The sequence below is a fragment of the Luteolibacter sp. SL250 genome, assembly GCF_026625605.1.
Taxonomy (GTDB): domain Bacteria; phylum Verrucomicrobiota; class Verrucomicrobiia; order Verrucomicrobiales; family Akkermansiaceae; genus Luteolibacter.
The window spans coordinates 2717394-2731076 of sequence record NZ_CP113054.1 but is presented as its reverse complement, the minus strand read 5'-3'; the positions used below and the strand labels follow the sequence as shown (position 1 = coordinate 2731076).

Below are 13683 nucleotides of genomic sequence, written 5' to 3'. Positions count from 1 at the left end.
GCCATGAAATCCAGTATCCTCCTTCCTGCCTTCTTCTGCCTCACCTCCCTCCTCCTCGCGGAGCCGGTGTTCCGGATCCATGATGGAAAGGAATGGCGGGATTTCGATGCCTCCTCTTGGGAGAAACTCCCCCGTGCGGAAATCAAGTCGATGGCGCGGGACAATACGGAGCGCACCTACTCCGGAGTGCCGCTGGCGGAGATCCTGAAAGCAGTTCCGGTGCCGGCAGGACCAACCCTGCGGGGACCGGAAATGGAGCGGGTGGTGGTCATCACCGCCGCGGATGGCTACAAGGTTTCCTTCTCACTCGCGGAACTTGATGCCAGTTTCAGAAAGCAGAACGTCATCCTGGCGGACAGGGTGGACGGCAAACCTCTCAGCGACCACGAAGGGAAGCGGATGCTGGTCTGCGGAGACGACCTGCGCCACTCCCGCTGGATCCGCCAGATCACCGGTGTGGTGGTCACCAGACCGGTGATGCCGGAGTGATGGGAGGGGACCTATCCCCCCTTCCACATCAGCGGGCGCCGGCCTTCTTCAGCTCGGTGATCGCATCGTCCAGCCGCTTGCGGGTGGCGATGAGGGAGGAGTTCAGCTCGGTGATCTTCGCGTTGCGGTCGGTCACCGCCTGGTCAAGCGCGGTGAGGTGAGCGGCGGCGAACGAAAGGCCGGTGTGCTGGTGGTGGGCCAGTTCCTTGCCTGCCTCGATCTCCTTCTTCATCATCTCTTCCCCGGCTTTCAGGGATTCGATGGAGCCCTTCAGGGTATCGATGTCCACTTGCATCTGGACCACGCGTTGCTCGACGAGAACTTTCTCATTCTGGACGTTCCGCTCGCTCAGGCGGGCGGCGCGCAGGGCCTTGTCGAGCTTCTGGCCGTCATGCCACTGGATGAAGATGAAGCCGACCAGGAACACACAGCCCGCGGCATTGAGTATGGAAAGGACTTTCAAAATCAGTTCGGTTTCTGCGTTTCGAAACTCACCTTGCTGATGCCCGCGGATTTCACCGCATCCAGCACCGCCATCACCTGCTTGTGCTTCGCCTCCTCGTCCGCGCCGATCATGACGGCGGTATCATCAGTGGGCGGCAGGGCCTTGAGCCGGTCGGTGATCTCCGTTGCGGTGACGACGGCGGTGTCCCAGGAGATCACTCCGTTGGCATCGATCGCCAGGTGGATCGGCGGCGCTTTGATTTCCGGCTGTGAGTTGGAAACCGTCGGCAGTTTGAGCGGCACCCGGTTGAGCTGGGTCATGGAGATGCTCACCATCATGAAACTGGCGAGCAGGAAGAACATGATGTCGATCAGCGGGACGACCTCGATCCGGGCCTCCTCCTCTTCACCGGAGGCACCTCCTTGGAGTTTGACAGGCATCGGGACGGTCAGCGGGAGATGTGGAGCTTGGTGGAGAATTCCTCCAGGTCATGGCCGTGCGCCTTGGCGGACGCGGCCAGCAACTCGGTATGGTTGATCCAGCGTTCGAATTCGCCGCGCAGCGCGGACACCCGCTTGCGGAAGTAGTTGAAAGGCAGGAGGCAGGAAATGGCGATGCAGATGCCAGCCGCAGTGGCGATGAGCGCTTCAGCAATACCCCCGGTCACCTTGGAAACCGCCAGTTGGTCGTCCCCCAGCGAGGCGAACGATCCCATCAGACCGACCACCGTACCGAAGAGACCGAGAAGAGGTGCCAGCGTGATGATGGTGCCCAGCACCCACATGCGGGCCTCGGATCTCTCGATCCAGTGCGTCGCGTCAAGCTGCATGGCGGCAAGCAGGGAGGTGTGGGCATGGGAGATGCCGTCACCGAGGTTCTTGACGAACGGGTCGCTGCTCTTGTTGCTCAGGTCCCATGCGGAGCCGAAGTTGCCGGTCCCCAGTGCCTCACGGGCTTTGATCTGGTCCCTGCTGCGGATGTTTTTCTTGAAGCCAAGCCACCAGATGGTGCGCTCGAGCAAGACACAAAGGGCGAGAAACGCGGTGGCGACGATGGGGTACATGACCCAGCCCCCCTCGTGGAACATTTCCAGAACAACATTGGCGGTATACATGAACTATCTGAGCGTGAAACGGACGGGAAGCGTGCAGGTACCACGGCGGCCGGGGACTTTCCAGCGGCGGATGGTGGACAGGATGGACTGGTCGTGCAGCGATGGATGGGAGGCACTGACGATCGAGCAGCTCAGCACTTCACCGCTGTCCCCGAAGGTGATGGATACCTTGACGGTTCCCTCGATACCCTGCTTGCGGGCCGCCGCCGGATAGGTGGGGCGTGGAGTCCTGCCACCGGAAATGCGGCCGCTGCCATGCTCACCCGCTCCGGAACCGCTGTTGTTGGCGTTGCCACTTCCGGATCCGGTGCCGGATTCCGTGCGACGGGCCACCGGGCGGTTGGAGCCGGGACGGCTGGTCTCGGTCTTCCTCACCATCGGCTTTCGGGCCACAGGCTCCTTTTTCTTCTCGATGGCGAAAGTGTTCTCGGAAGGCTTTGGTTGGGGCTTCTCCGGCTCGGGCAGTTCCGGCACTTCTGGGAGTGGTTCCACTTCGGCGATCTCCGGAACCTCGGGAACATCCGGGACCACTTCCTGGACTTCCGGGGTGAAAGCTTCCTGGGCGAAATTCTCCTCGATGTTGTTTTCCTCCGCCACCTCACTGGTGTTCGCGGATCCCCCGGACATCATGTCCACCTCCATGAATTCGCCATCCGTCATGACGATGTCAGGCATTTCAACCGTTTTCAGCTCCGGCAGGACCTGGGGCTTTCCCGGAACCATGATACCCACCGTGCTGGCCCCGGTCACACCCAGCCATGCTGCGAAGGTGCCGATGCTGGCTGCATAAAGGAGCGGATTCATCGTTGTGGCGGCGATCAAAGGTCTTAAATATTATTGAGAACAAGTCTCAGTTACCCGACCAATTAAATGAGCACCCTCCCCCCCTGTCAACGTGTTTTTGTCCCAGTCACGACTCAGGGATTCCCAACGCTCCGCTCTGGAGAAAATCCGGAGATCTCCCCGCCAAGGGCAAACCCACAGGGATCCAACGCGCCTGAATCACTCAATCGTTCCCTGGGCCAACAGCGACGAAAGAACCGGCATGTCCTCCCTCACGATCACCTCCAGCCACTGCGCCGCCTCCGCCATGGAGCGCTCACGCTCCAGGCCGAAGCGTTCCAAGCTCATGACATGGTCAAACAATGGCACTGCGGCGTCTTCCACCCTTCCCGCAACGGCGACCACGGGCTTCCCGGCCTGCCGGGCCATCGCGGCGACACCCGCCGGACCTTTCCCCCCCAAGGTCTGCGCATCCAGAGATCCCTCCCCCGTGATGACCAGATCCGCAGCGGCGATCCGACCGGCGAGCTGAAGGGCATCCGCCACGATGTCAAATCCAGCCACCAGCCGCGCACCGGCGAAACGCATGAGACCGAATCCCAGGCCACCCGCCGCTCCGGCCCCCGGGACACGGGCGATCTCTCCGCCATGTGAGACGTCAGCAAGTTGCCCGAGGGCACCGTCGAGAAACGTGACATCCTCCGGAGATGCGCCTTTCTGCGGCCCGAAGACAGCCGAAGCCCCCCGACCACCACAAAGCGGATTAACCACATCACAGGCCACGATCAACTCTGGGAGCGGCAAGCGGGCAGCCTCATCGACAGCCGCCAGCGAAATCAAGCTTCCGGGAGATCCATCCAACTCCCCCCCATCCCCATCGAGGAACCGCACTCCCAGGGCGACGGCCATGCCAGCGCCTCCATCGTTGGTCACACTGCCACCGATGCCGATGTAGATCCGCTCCGCCCGGGACTCTTCAACCGCATGACGGATGAGCATTCCGGTGCCGAAGGTGGTCGCCTCCCGCGGTCGCCGGTCTTTCTCCGCAACACGCCAGATACCACTGGCAGCACTCATCTCGATGAATGCCGTCCGCACGCCCTGCAAGTCCGCCACGCCGTAGTCCGCCAGACAAGGCCGTCCCATGGCGTCCACTGTCCCGACGGAAATCTTCCGCCCTCCCGCACCTGTGAGCATCGCGTCCACGAAACCCTCCCCACCATCCGCGATGGGGCACTTCTCGACATGCCAGCCATTCCCCAGGCCCGCTTCAACCGCTTCCGCGACCCCGACCGCCGACAGGGATCCCTTGAACTTGTCGCATGCCACCAAGGCTGTGGGTTTTTCTCCGTTTTTCATGATTTTTCCAGTTCCTTCGCCACCTCACGCTTCCTCTCGATGAAGCCCGCCGTTTCCGCCCCGATGAAGAAAATCTGGATCGTAAAATAGATCCACAGCAGCACGACAACCAGGGTCACCGCCGCTCCATACGCGGTCGTGACACTGCTCTGGTTGAAATAAAAGCCGATCAGGCTTCGCAGCATCACCAGCAGGACGCAGGTGACGACGGATCCGGCCAGAGCTGATGAAAAGCGCGGCGGATTGGGAGGAAGCCACTTCAGGATGGCCGCGAATAAGAGCGCCTCCATGAAAAGCGGCACCACGCGCTGGCCCCACTCCCACAGCGCCCAGTTCGCGGGGAGATATTCCGTCAGATGGATCGCCACCACCTTCAGCACCGCGGCGGCAAGCGCGGACACCACGAGGATCGCCCCGAGGGCGAAAACCAGCAGAAGCGGGACCATCTGCCCCATCACGAGATCGATGATCACTCCGTGCCGGCCCTCCCTGGCGCGGTAACCGAAGATGACCCCCAAAGAGCCCCTCATCTCCACCACCATCTTCGAGGCGGTGAAAAGGAGAATGAGAAAACCAATGATGGATGAGATACCCGTGAATGTCTGATCCGGACGGGCACTCAGCAGCTCGGCCAGATAGTCGCCGGAGCGCTCGTCGAACAACAGTTCCGCCGCATGGCTGATGCCTTCCTGCGCTTGCTCCTCGCCAATGAAGGTGGACGCCAGACCAGTGACGATCACCAGAATCGGCACCATGGAAAACAAGCTGTAGAACGCGATGGCCGCCGCAGCCCTCGAATGGCTGTGGCGCCACCACCGTTTCCCGATCTCCAGCAGCAACTCGCCTAAATGTCCGGTCGTGCGCCGCACCATCACCCGCATGACGGCAAACCTCACACGGCCTGCCGTGAATCTCAAGCATTCTCCCCCCGCCACAAACCTCATTGTGATGCTGGAGATCCACCTGGATGCCAGCCGGAGCATCTCCCGACCTACGCCATCACGTGATTCCAGATGGCCGGAAATGGGTTATGGTGATCACGTTCCCCCCCGGAACTTCCCCCACCCTCCCCCCAAGGGTTCCCCCACCCCAATCCCCCCCCACGATCATGGATCGCATCCCATCCCCCTATCATCACTCCGCCCGCAAGCCAGGCATCGTGAGCAAGGTCTTCATCACTCTCTGCTCCCTCGTCACCATCGCCCTCCTCATCTTCGCAGGCAGCCGCGATTGGAAGTCGGACAAAACCGCCTCCACCACCCTGTCCGATACCTCGGATCTCCGCGACCTCGCTACGGATCTCCTGAAAGCAGGCGTGGCCAAAGTGAACGGCGAGCAAGCCAGCGCCCCCGAATCGAAAGAGCAAGCCTCCCTCATCAGCCACGGCACGCTCCTGCAGCGTCAGACCACCGACAAATCCCTCCCCGCGGGCATGGCGACAGCCTCCGCCTACTGATTTCCCCCCCGAAATAAACGGGTCGGCGGTAGGTTCCTTGGAACCGCCGCCGGCCTTTTTTTGTCTTTTTTCCGCCGTTTTCCGACGATTTCGGATGCAGGAAGGAATTTTCCGGATAGCATTGACGGTGATCGTCTCCCCCGGGCTGTGGCGACCCGCCTGAAATAAAATCATCTCCTGTGGCATAAAAGTTGCTGCAATTTTCGAAAGAGGCTCTTAAATGATGCCGGGCATCATCAGACGCCCATGTCATCCATGGCCGAAGCTTCTCTCCATCAGTCACTTTCCCAGCAGCAAACGCTTGCGCCGCAGATGCGCAAGAGTCTTGAGATCCTCCAGGCGAGCACGCTGGAGCTGACCCAGGTGGTGAGGATGGCACTGGAGACGAATCCCGTGTTGGAAGACATCACCGAATCGGTCTCCCTTGATGAAGAAGGTCCTGACCCGGAAGAGGCGGACTCGATGGAGTATCTCAACGAAACGGATGATGACTGGCGTGACCGCTCCATCATGGAAGGCCGCTCTTCCCCATGGACGAGTGAAGACGAGGAACGCCGCCAACGGCTCTACGACTCCATCGTTGCTCCTGAAACACTGCAACAACATCTGCAGAATCAACTCGATCTTTCGATGGTCGATCCGGATATCAGGGAAGCGGCCCAGGCTATATTGGGAAATCTGGACGAGCGAGGCTTCCTCGACATGCCATTGAAAGATCTGGCCGTCCGGATGGAAATCCGTCCGGCGAACATGAACGCCGCGCTGAAGCTGGTGCAGTCATTCGACCCTGCGGGTGTCGGGGCCAGCGGCATTCCGGAATCCCTGCTCCTGCAACTGGAGCGTGCGGAAGGAACCGAAACCATCGAATACAAGATCGTCCGCGACCATCTGGAGGATCTGGCACGGAAACGCTACCCGCAGATCGCCAAAACACTGGGGACCAGCATCGAGCGGATCACGGAAGCGGCATCGCGCATCGGCCGGTTGAGCCCGAATCCCGGCGGGGACTTCGATCCCACGGGAAATCCTTACATCCTGCCGGATGTGGTGATCGAGAAGGATGACGAGGGCAACTGGAGCGCCCGCCTGACCGGAGAGCATCTGCCGAACCTGCGGATCAACGACTTTTACAAGGACATGATCGGCCGCAATGGCACGGACTCGAAAGCCCGCCAATTCCTCCGCGACCAGATCCGGGAAGGACGCAGTCTCATCCGCTCCATCTCCCTGCGGCAGGAAACCATTCTGGCGATCGCCCACCAATTGATCAAACACCAGCCCCAGTTCCTCACCAAAGGCCCCCGTTTCCTGCGCCCGCTGACCATGAATGACGTGGCGGATGAACTGAATCTCCACGCCACCACCGTCTCCCGGGCGGTGGCCGGCAAGTACGTCCTCACCCCGCACGGCTTGATGGAGATGCGGGCGTTCTTCGCCACCGGCTACCAGACAAGTTCCGGGGAGGAAGTCTCCAATGCGGGTGTGAGGGAAGCCATCCAGCAGCTCGTATCCCAGGAGAACCCTTCGAAGCCGTTGTCCGACGACGCGCTGGCGAAAAAACTGGCAGCCCAGGGCATCAAGGTCGCACGGCGCACGGTGGCGAAGTACCGGGAGCAGCTCAACATCCTGCCGTCCCACCTCCGGAAGTCGTTCTGACCCGGATAGACGTGCTCGACGCGCGATACCCCGACCTTGCGGAATCCGGCCGGCTGCCTACGTTAGCCGGCCTCCGGGAGTTTCCCGCCAACTTTTTCCAGCCATGTTCGTCATCTCCATCCCCGCCCTCCAGCGGAACACCTCCATCCTCCGCGAAGTCCGGGAGCAATCCGGCGCCCGCCTCGTGCTCGCGCTCAAGGGCTTTTCCTGCTGGAAGGCATTCCCCCACATCAGCGCGGATCTGGACGGCTGCTGCGCCTCCGGCCTGTGGGAGGGCCTGCTGGCGCATGACCATTTCAAGAAACACGTTGTGACCTACTCCCCGGCTTACGATGACGAGGACGTCGCCGCGCTCTGCGAATTCACGGACCATCTTGATTTCAACTCCCTCTCCCAGTGGTTCCGCTTCCGGGAGCGGATCATGGCCCACCCGCGCTTCATCAGCGGAGAGATGAAATGCGGCCTGCGGGTCAACCCGGAACACTCGACGGGGGAAACGGCGATCTATGATCCCTGCATCCCCGGCTCCCGTCTGGGCATCACCGCCGACCAGCTCAAGGGCGCGGATCTCACCGGCCTTTCCGGCCTCCACTTCCACACGCTCTGCGAACAGAACTCCGATGACCTGGAGACGACGCTCGCCGCCGTGGAAGAGAAATTCGGCCATCTGCTGCGCTCGGATCAGTTCACCTACCTGAACATGGGTGGCGGCCACTGGATCACCAAGCCGTTCTATGATCGGGAAAAGCTCGTCGGCCTGGTCCGGGAAGCGCGGGAGAAGTACGATGTGGAGGTCTGGCTGGAGCCGGGCGAAGCCATCGCCATCCACACGGGTGTACTGCGCGCGACGGTGATGGATGTCTTCGAGTCCGCCGGGCACAAGCTCGCCATCCTCAGCATCTCCGCCACCGCCCACATGCCGGACGTGCTGGAGATGCCCTACCGCCCGGATGTTTTCCTGGTGGAACGGAGCGCGGACTTCAGTCCGCATCTGCCCGTCCCCGCCGTCACCTTCGCCGGGGAATCCTACGTTCCCGCCGCGGAGGAAGGTGAGCACCTCTACCGCCTCGGCGGCCCGACCTGTCTTGCCGGCGATCTCATCGGCGACTTCGCCTTCCCCCGCCCACTGGAAACGGGTGACGTGCTGGTGTTCGATGACATGGCGCACTACACGATGGTGAAAACCACCACTTTCAACGGAGTGAAGCACCCGCCCATCGTTCTCCAGCATGGCGATGGCACGCTGGAGACCATCCGTGAGTTCGGCTACCCGGATTTCCGCGACCGCCTGTCCTGAGGTGCCGTCCAGGGTCACCTCATTTCGGAAGCTCCATCCGAAATCGGAAAAGAATTACCACTGATTGCACTGATTGGACTGATTTGAAGAAGAGAGGAATGGACCGTCTTCCGACATATTGCCGGATTCTGAATCAGTAAATCAGTGCAATCAGTGGCAATCCAACGGCTTTCCTCCAGCAATGCCCGAAATGAGGTGGCTCTGAAGGTGCCGTCCGTTCCCACTTGATCCCCCGGCCCACCCGCAGCACATTCCGCGCGCGATGTCCTTTTCGGAAGTCTTTCCCCAGCTCATGTCCAGCCCGACGCCCCTGATGCGGCGGTTCATGGCGATGATCTCCGAGGAGAACGGCCCGCCGTTGGAAATGCTTGCCAAGCAGAGCCAGCAGGTGACCCGCCGCCATTTCGGCCGGACCATGCGCCTGTTCGCTCCGCTCTACGTCTCCAACGAGTGCGTGAACAACTGTAAATACTGCGGCTTCTCCCGCGATGCGGCCATCCTCAGGACCACGCTCACCGTGGACCAGGTGGTGCGGGAGGCCAAGCACCTGCACGGCCTCGGTTTCCGGAATATCCTTCTGGTTGCCGGAGAGCACCCGAAGTTTGTCTCCGACGGCTATCTCCAGGATTGCCTGGACGCACTGAAGCCCTTCGTCCCCACCCTCGGCCTGGAGGTCGGCCCCATGGAGGATGACCAGTACGCGGAGATCGTCGGCCACGGTGCCGAGGGTCTGGTGGTGTATCAGGAAACCTACCACCGGGAAACCTACGAAACCCTCCACACCGCCGGACCAAAGCGGAAGTTCGACTGGCGGCTGGATTGCCCCGAACGGGCCTATGCCGGGGGATTCCGCCGCATCGGCATCGGCGCGTTGTTCGGCCTGGCCTCATGGAAATATGAGGCCCTCGCCCTCGCCGCGCACCTCGAGTATCTCTACAAGCACTGCTGGAAGGCCCAGTTCACCGTCGCATTCCCCCGCATGCGCCCCTACGCCGGGAACTACGAGTATCAACCGGACGCCGCGCTCTACCTGCCGGACCGCGCTTTGGTCCGCCTGATCTGTGCCTTCCGCGTGCTGTTCCCGCAGGTGGGCGTCGTCGTCTCCACGCGCGAGCCCGCCGCACTGCGTGATGCCATTGCCACGCTGGGCGTCACCCACATGTCCGCGGGCGCCCGCACGGAACCGGGGGGCTACACTGGCGCCGGGCATGACGACCTGCACCTCACGGTCAAAGGCCGGAGGGTGGAACTTACGGAGAAGTCCGGCTGCGAGAAAGCCACCGAGCAGTTCCAGATCACCGACCACCGTTCCGCCGCCGAGGTCGCCGCGATGCTCCGGACACAAAATCTCGATCCGGTCTGGAAGGACTGGGACGAGTCGCTGCTGGCGGTCTGAGAAAGGCGAGCCGCTATTTGCGGAACTTCAGGACCTTCTCCCCTTCACGGTAGAGCCCCCAACGGTCGCGGGCATGCACTTCCAGGAACTCCGGATCCTCCCGCAGGGCCTTGTGCTCCGTGATCATGTTGTCCCGGTCAGCCAGAGCGAGCTGTTCCCGTTGTTGGGCTTCCTTCAAGCTTGCTTCCATTTCGTCCAGCCTCTGCCGGTGCGGAAAAGCCATCGCCACGCAGGTGAATCCGGAAGCCGCACAAAACACGACGAAGAGCATCCGGCGGAGACTGTTGATCGCCTCCGTGCGGGCTTCGATCCGGGCAAGCTTGCCCATCACCGGTTTCGTCACTGCCATGGTCGCACCCCGTTGAAGCTGAACCTACCGGAATTGTCAAGAATGCCTGAGTTTCCGGCCCACATTTCACACCCGTTCTTGCCACGGACGGCAGCGGCAGTCATAACCCGCCGCGATGCAACCCACCCTCCTCGTCCTCGCCGCCGGCATGGGAAGCCGCTACGGCGGCCTGAAGCAAATGGACCCGATGGGGCCGAACGGGGAAACCGTCCTCGACTACTCCGTTTTCGACGCGATCCGGGCGGGATTCGGAAAAGTGGTGTTCATCATCCGCGAAGATTTCGCGGAGGCATTCAAGCAGGGAATCGGCTCGCGTTTCCCCGACCGCATCGAGGTCGGCTACGCGTTCCAGAAGCTGGATGACCTGCCCGCTCCATTCGGTGTCCCGGAAGGGCGCACCAAGCCATGGGGAACGGCCCATGCCGTCCGCGCCGCACGCGATGTGGTGAAGGAGCCCTTTGCGGTCATCAACGCGGATGATTTCTATGGGCAGGATGCCTACCGTACCGCCGCCGCTTTCCTCCGCGAAGCTGCCCCGTCCCACTATGCCATGGTGGGCTACCCTCTGGAAAACACGCTTTCCGAACATGGCGAAGTCAACCGTGGCATCTGCTCCCGGGACTCCGCCGGACTCCTCGCCAACGTGGAGGAATACGTGAACATTTCCCGCGACGGCGACGGTCTCGTCAGCGGAACCGCCTTGGACGGGAATCGCAAACCCATCACCGACGGCACGCCCGTTTCGATGAACTTCTGGGCATTCACCCCGGACTTTTTCCAGCACCTGGAGTCCCACTTCACATCCTTTCTGGAAAGTCAGGGCAACGGCGGGAAGACGGAATGCTACATCCCGACGGTGGTCGATGCCCTCATCCGTTCCGGCGAAGCGGATTGCCGCGTTCTGGACACCAGCAGCCATTGGTTCGGTGTGACCTATCCCGATGACAAACCCCACGTGGTGGCATCCATCAACCATCTCATCGTCCAAGGCGAATATCCATCGCCACTCTGAGCCAGGCGCGGGAATCTACCCCGGAGTACTGGTTCCGATGAATTGGTGGGGAAACACCGGCCGTTCCTCCCTGCAGGTGGCCAGGTAGGCGTCCCACGCGGCCAGTTTCGGTAGATCCCTTTCCGCACCGCGGACGATGATCCGGCGTTTCCGCTCGTCCGGTGGACACCAGACGAAGTGAAACTCCGGCATGACGCCCAGACGGGCCTCAAGGCGGTCCGGCCAATCCGGCTCCCCTCCCTCCCGGGTGAAGGGACCGGCGATGACGACAGGCACGTTCGGCAGATTCGAAACCGCCAGATCAAACAGCGTCTCATAGACGGGATCCCGGAAGGTGCGCTTGTATTCCGGCGAATGACGGTCATCCGGATCATGGCCCGCAAGTCCCAGTCCTGCCCGCACCATCCGCTCGGTCACCTCATCACTGTCGAGGAGACAGGCCCCCAGAGCGGCTGCCAACGCGCGGGAATAGACCGTCTTTCCGGCAGCAGGCGGCCCAAACACAATATGGAGTCTGCCGGAGGTGGATGGGGTCACGGCCGGAGCGAATCCGAGATACCCTCCATCGGAAAGTCAAAAGGCGCGGACCGTTTCCGATCCGCGCCTTCAAATGAACATTCCCCCCAAATGACCCCGGCTGCTTCACTGTTCCATCGTCCGAATTCCCCCCGGATATCGAACGACTCATACAGTGCTATGACCGGAATCTGGAAATGTCTGAAAGGCATTGCTGCCTTCCGTTGACAAAGAGAATGCGATAGTCCGGGTGTCTTTAAAGATCTAAATTATCCCAAAATCGGCCACAAGGACTCAAAACCGGCCATAACTGCCATTCCAGAGGGCAAAACTCACGATTTTCGGGAAGCGATCCACTTTCCGCCCACCTCTTTGCGCCATCGTTCTCCCTTCAACAATCCCCAACTCCACGTCATTCGCGCGATACGGATGAGTCCCGCCTGTTCCAATGCTGCATCCGGTGGATGGAGATCCCGCGCCTGGACACCGGCCACATTACCGAAAAACAAATACAGCAACCGGAGGATGACGCGGCTCCGCCATCCTGCGGCTACGCCTTCAGGCAGATTGAAATCGGCGATCCACCATTCCGCATTTGGCATGGTCAAACCTCCAAGCTTGGCAACGGTCTCCTCCACCCCGCGCTGCGGCAGGCAATCCAGCAGGAAGTTCGTCACGATCAGATCAAACCGCTGGTCGGTATCCCAGTCCTCGACCCGGGCATGGACGAAGGTAACACCACGGTGATCCCCCAGCCTGCGGCGTGCGATCTCCAGCATTCTGGCGCTGGCATCAACCACGGTCATCTCCGCGTCTGGAAAGCGGATTCGGAATGCCTTGAGGAAGCGCCCTGGCCCCTCTCCGACCATCAGCACTTTTGCCGGCACATGGTTTCCCTCCATTAACCAAAGGCGGGCCCGATGCATGCATCCACCCGCCAGAAAACCCTCCATCGGGCCATACCACGGGGCGATGCGATCAAAGCTCATCCCGGAACCCCGCCTCCCTCCCTGCGCCCCGGGTCTCCTGAAGCCCCGAACGCAGACGCTGCAGAAGTCCGCATGTCTCCGCACACAGGGAAGCCTCCCACTCCCTGACGCCCGGATCCTGTGCCATCGCCGGGACTGTGGCCGTCGTCAGGCGGTGTCCGGCAAGGTACTTTTCCGCTTCAGCCCCGGTCGCGGTGCTGAAGAGACCAGCATAGAACCACGGCTTGGGGTCTCCGCTTTCGTTCCATTTCCGGATCATTAGCCGGGCCGCGTCACACGATTTCCGCAGACGCTGCGGATCCGATGCAGCCAGATGATTCATCCAATCCTCCGCCCGTTTGCCCAGTCCCTGATGGACGATCCAGCGCTGGTTGATCCTGTTCGCCCATTCCACCGGGCGCTTCATTTCATCATCTTTCATTCATCGCCGGGTTGGACCGCAATCCAGTCACCCTGAGCGAGAAGATCCTTCGCGTCAAATGGTCCGATCCATTCCCACACCCAGGCTGACAGGGTCCCCCCTTCCGTCCTGGACACGACCGACTTCACCCGCCGGTATTCGCTTCCCTCGATTTCCCCTGCGGACAAGCCCTCGAAAGCATCCAGCTCCAGCAGTTGGGCGGCATCCACCGAATAGACCTCCCCTTTCACCTCCCCCTCATCCCCCAGAACCAGGCCCGGATACCAGGAGATGCGGTAGATCCTCCCCTTCACCGTGCCTTCCGCCACCAGATCCGCCCCGGACATCCGGAAATGGTTCGTCCCACCACGTCTCAGCGTGCCATAGACAAACACCAGTTCACGGGTCCCGGACATCGGCGC

At 61.4% G+C, this 13683-nt stretch carries 16 protein-coding genes; 6 read left to right on the top strand and 10 right to left on the bottom strand.

Features of this window, described 5'->3' with window-relative positions:
- The first annotated feature begins 3 nt into the window (after positions 1 to 3).
- Positions 4 to 489 carry a molybdopterin-dependent oxidoreductase gene (locus OVA24_RS12055; RefSeq protein WP_267670057.1) on the top strand — a complete coding sequence of 162 codons (486 nt, stop codon included), beginning with the start codon at positions 4 to 6 and terminating at the stop codon, positions 487 to 489.
- Positions 490 to 517: 28 nt separating this feature from the next.
- On the opposite strand, the gene OVA24_RS12050 is transcribed toward OVA24_RS12055, so the two are convergent.
- The 6 genes from OVA24_RS12050 to OVA24_RS12025 form a co-directional block, all read right to left on the bottom strand.
- Positions 518 to 952: a hypothetical protein gene (locus OVA24_RS12050; protein ID WP_267670056.1), complete on the bottom strand. Its 435-nt coding sequence runs from the start codon at positions 950 to 952 to the stop codon at positions 518 to 520.
- A 2-nt stretch (positions 953 to 954) separates the two neighbouring features.
- A complete protein-coding gene (locus OVA24_RS12045; RefSeq protein ID WP_267670054.1) occupies positions 955 to 1374 on the bottom strand; it encodes an ExbD/TolR family protein in 420 nt (139 codons plus the stop codon).
- 8 nt (positions 1375 to 1382) lie between these two features.
- Entirely contained in the window at positions 1383 to 2021 is a 639-nt protein-coding gene (locus OVA24_RS12040; protein ID WP_267670053.1) for a MotA/TolQ/ExbB proton channel family protein, read from the bottom strand.
- A gap of 30 nt (positions 2022 to 2051) precedes the next feature.
- On the bottom strand, positions 2052 to 2852 hold the full coding sequence (locus OVA24_RS12035) for an energy transducer TonB (protein ID WP_267670052.1): 801 nt from the start codon (positions 2850 to 2852) through the stop codon (positions 2052 to 2054).
- A gap of 198 nt (positions 2853 to 3050) precedes the next feature.
- Positions 3051 to 4190 (bottom strand): glycerate kinase, encoded by a 1140-nt coding sequence (locus OVA24_RS12030; protein ID WP_267670051.1) that lies wholly within the window; start codon positions 4188 to 4190, stop codon positions 3051 to 3053.
- Complete coding sequence (locus OVA24_RS12025; protein WP_267670049.1) at positions 4187 to 5086, bottom strand: YihY/virulence factor BrkB family protein; 900 nt, start codon at positions 5084 to 5086, stop codon at positions 4187 to 4189. The genes OVA24_RS12030 and OVA24_RS12025 overlap by 4 nt, the downstream gene beginning before the upstream one ends.
- 212 nt (positions 5087 to 5298) lie before the next feature.
- Here OVA24_RS12025 and OVA24_RS12020 point away from each other — a divergent pair, with 212 nt between their 5' ends.
- The 4 genes from OVA24_RS12020 to thiH all read left to right on the top strand — a co-directional run bounded on the left by OVA24_RS12020 (position 5299) and on the right by thiH (position 9995).
- Positions 5299 to 5646, top strand: coding sequence for a hypothetical protein (locus OVA24_RS12020; protein WP_267670048.1), 348 nt, complete (start codon positions 5299 to 5301; stop codon positions 5644 to 5646).
- A gap of 255 nt (positions 5647 to 5901) precedes the next feature.
- Entirely contained in the window at positions 5902 to 7302 is a 1401-nt protein-coding gene (rpoN, locus tag OVA24_RS12015; RefSeq protein WP_267670047.1) for an RNA polymerase factor sigma-54, read from the top strand.
- Between the two features lie 103 nt (positions 7303 to 7405).
- The gene (gene nspC, locus OVA24_RS12010) at positions 7406 to 8599 is read left to right on the top strand and encodes a carboxynorspermidine decarboxylase (protein ID WP_267670045.1); all 1194 of its coding nucleotides are present in this window, start codon (positions 7406 to 7408) and stop codon (positions 8597 to 8599) included.
- Positions 8600 to 8861: 262 nt separating this feature from the next.
- Entirely contained in the window at positions 8862 to 9995 is a 1134-nt protein-coding gene (gene thiH, locus OVA24_RS12005; protein WP_267670044.1) for a 2-iminoacetate synthase ThiH, read from the top strand.
- 13 nt (positions 9996 to 10008) lie between these two features.
- Here the strand turns inward: thiH and OVA24_RS12000 are convergent, their stop codons facing one another.
- Entirely contained in the window at positions 10009 to 10344 is a 336-nt protein-coding gene (locus OVA24_RS12000; RefSeq protein ID WP_267670042.1) for a hypothetical protein, read from the bottom strand.
- Between the two features lie 115 nt (positions 10345 to 10459).
- Between OVA24_RS12000 and OVA24_RS11995 the strand changes: the two genes are divergently transcribed.
- Positions 10460 to 11356, top strand: coding sequence for a nucleotidyltransferase family protein (locus tag OVA24_RS11995; RefSeq protein ID WP_267670041.1), 897 nt, complete (start codon positions 10460 to 10462; stop codon positions 11354 to 11356).
- A gap of 15 nt (positions 11357 to 11371) precedes the next feature.
- Here OVA24_RS11995 and OVA24_RS11990 read toward each other — a convergent pair whose 3' ends face one another.
- The 3 genes from OVA24_RS11990 to OVA24_RS11980 all read right to left on the bottom strand — a co-directional run bounded on the left by OVA24_RS11990 (position 11372) and on the right by OVA24_RS11980 (position 13677).
- Positions 11372 to 11893, bottom strand: a complete 522-nt coding sequence (locus tag OVA24_RS11990; RefSeq protein WP_267670040.1) for a P-loop nucleotide/nucleoside kinase family protein — start codon at positions 11891 to 11893, stop codon at positions 11372 to 11374.
- A gap of 311 nt (positions 11894 to 12204) precedes the next feature.
- On the bottom strand, positions 12205 to 12861 hold the full coding sequence (locus OVA24_RS11985; protein WP_267670039.1) for a class I SAM-dependent methyltransferase: 657 nt from the start codon (positions 12859 to 12861) through the stop codon (positions 12205 to 12207).
- Positions 12862 to 13278: 417 nt separating this feature from the next.
- A complete protein-coding gene (locus tag OVA24_RS11980; protein ID WP_267670038.1) occupies positions 13279 to 13677 on the bottom strand; it encodes a gamma-glutamylcyclotransferase family protein in 399 nt (132 codons plus the stop codon).
- Positions 13678 to 13683: the final 6 nt, after the last annotated feature.

Bases quoted from the DNA above. Each gene is read 5' to 3' on its own strand.
- OVA24_RS12055 (WP_267670057.1), top strand. From the start codon at position 4: ATGAAATCCAGTATCCTCCTTCCTGCCTTCTTCTGCCTCACCTCCCTC.
- OVA24_RS12045 (WP_267670054.1), bottom strand. From the start codon at position 1,374: ATGCCTGTCAAACTCCAAGGAGGTGCCTCCGGTGAAGAGGAGGAGGCC.
- OVA24_RS12040 (WP_267670053.1), bottom strand. From the start codon at position 2,021: ATGTTCCACGAGGGGGGCTGGGTCATGTACCCCATCGTCGCCACCGCG.
- OVA24_RS12035 (WP_267670052.1), bottom strand. From the start codon at position 2,852: ATGAATCCGCTCCTTTATGCAGCCAGCATCGGCACCTTCGCAGCATGG.
- OVA24_RS12030 (WP_267670051.1), bottom strand. From the start codon at position 4,190: ATGAAAAACGGAGAAAAACCCACAGCCTTGGTGGCATGCGACAAGTTC.
- OVA24_RS12020 (WP_267670048.1), top strand. From the start codon at position 5,299: ATGGATCGCATCCCATCCCCCTATCATCACTCCGCCCGCAAGCCAGGC.
- rpoN (WP_267670047.1), top strand. From the start codon at position 5,902: ATGGCCGAAGCTTCTCTCCATCAGTCACTTTCCCAGCAGCAAACGCTT.
- nspC (WP_267670045.1), top strand. From the start codon at position 7,406: ATGTTCGTCATCTCCATCCCCGCCCTCCAGCGGAACACCTCCATCCTC.
- thiH (WP_267670044.1), top strand. From the start codon at position 8,862: ATGTCCTTTTCGGAAGTCTTTCCCCAGCTCATGTCCAGCCCGACGCCC.
- OVA24_RS12000 (WP_267670042.1), bottom strand. From the start codon at position 10,344: ATGGCAGTGACGAAACCGGTGATGGGCAAGCTTGCCCGGATCGAAGCC.
- OVA24_RS11995 (WP_267670041.1), top strand. From the start codon at position 10,460: ATGCAACCCACCCTCCTCGTCCTCGCCGCCGGCATGGGAAGCCGCTAC.
- OVA24_RS11985 (WP_267670039.1), bottom strand. From the start codon at position 12,861: ATGAGCTTTGATCGCATCGCCCCGTGGTATGGCCCGATGGAGGGTTTT.
- OVA24_RS11980 (WP_267670038.1), bottom strand. From the start codon at position 13,677: ATGTCCGGGACCCGTGAACTGGTGTTTGTCTATGGCACGCTGAGACGT.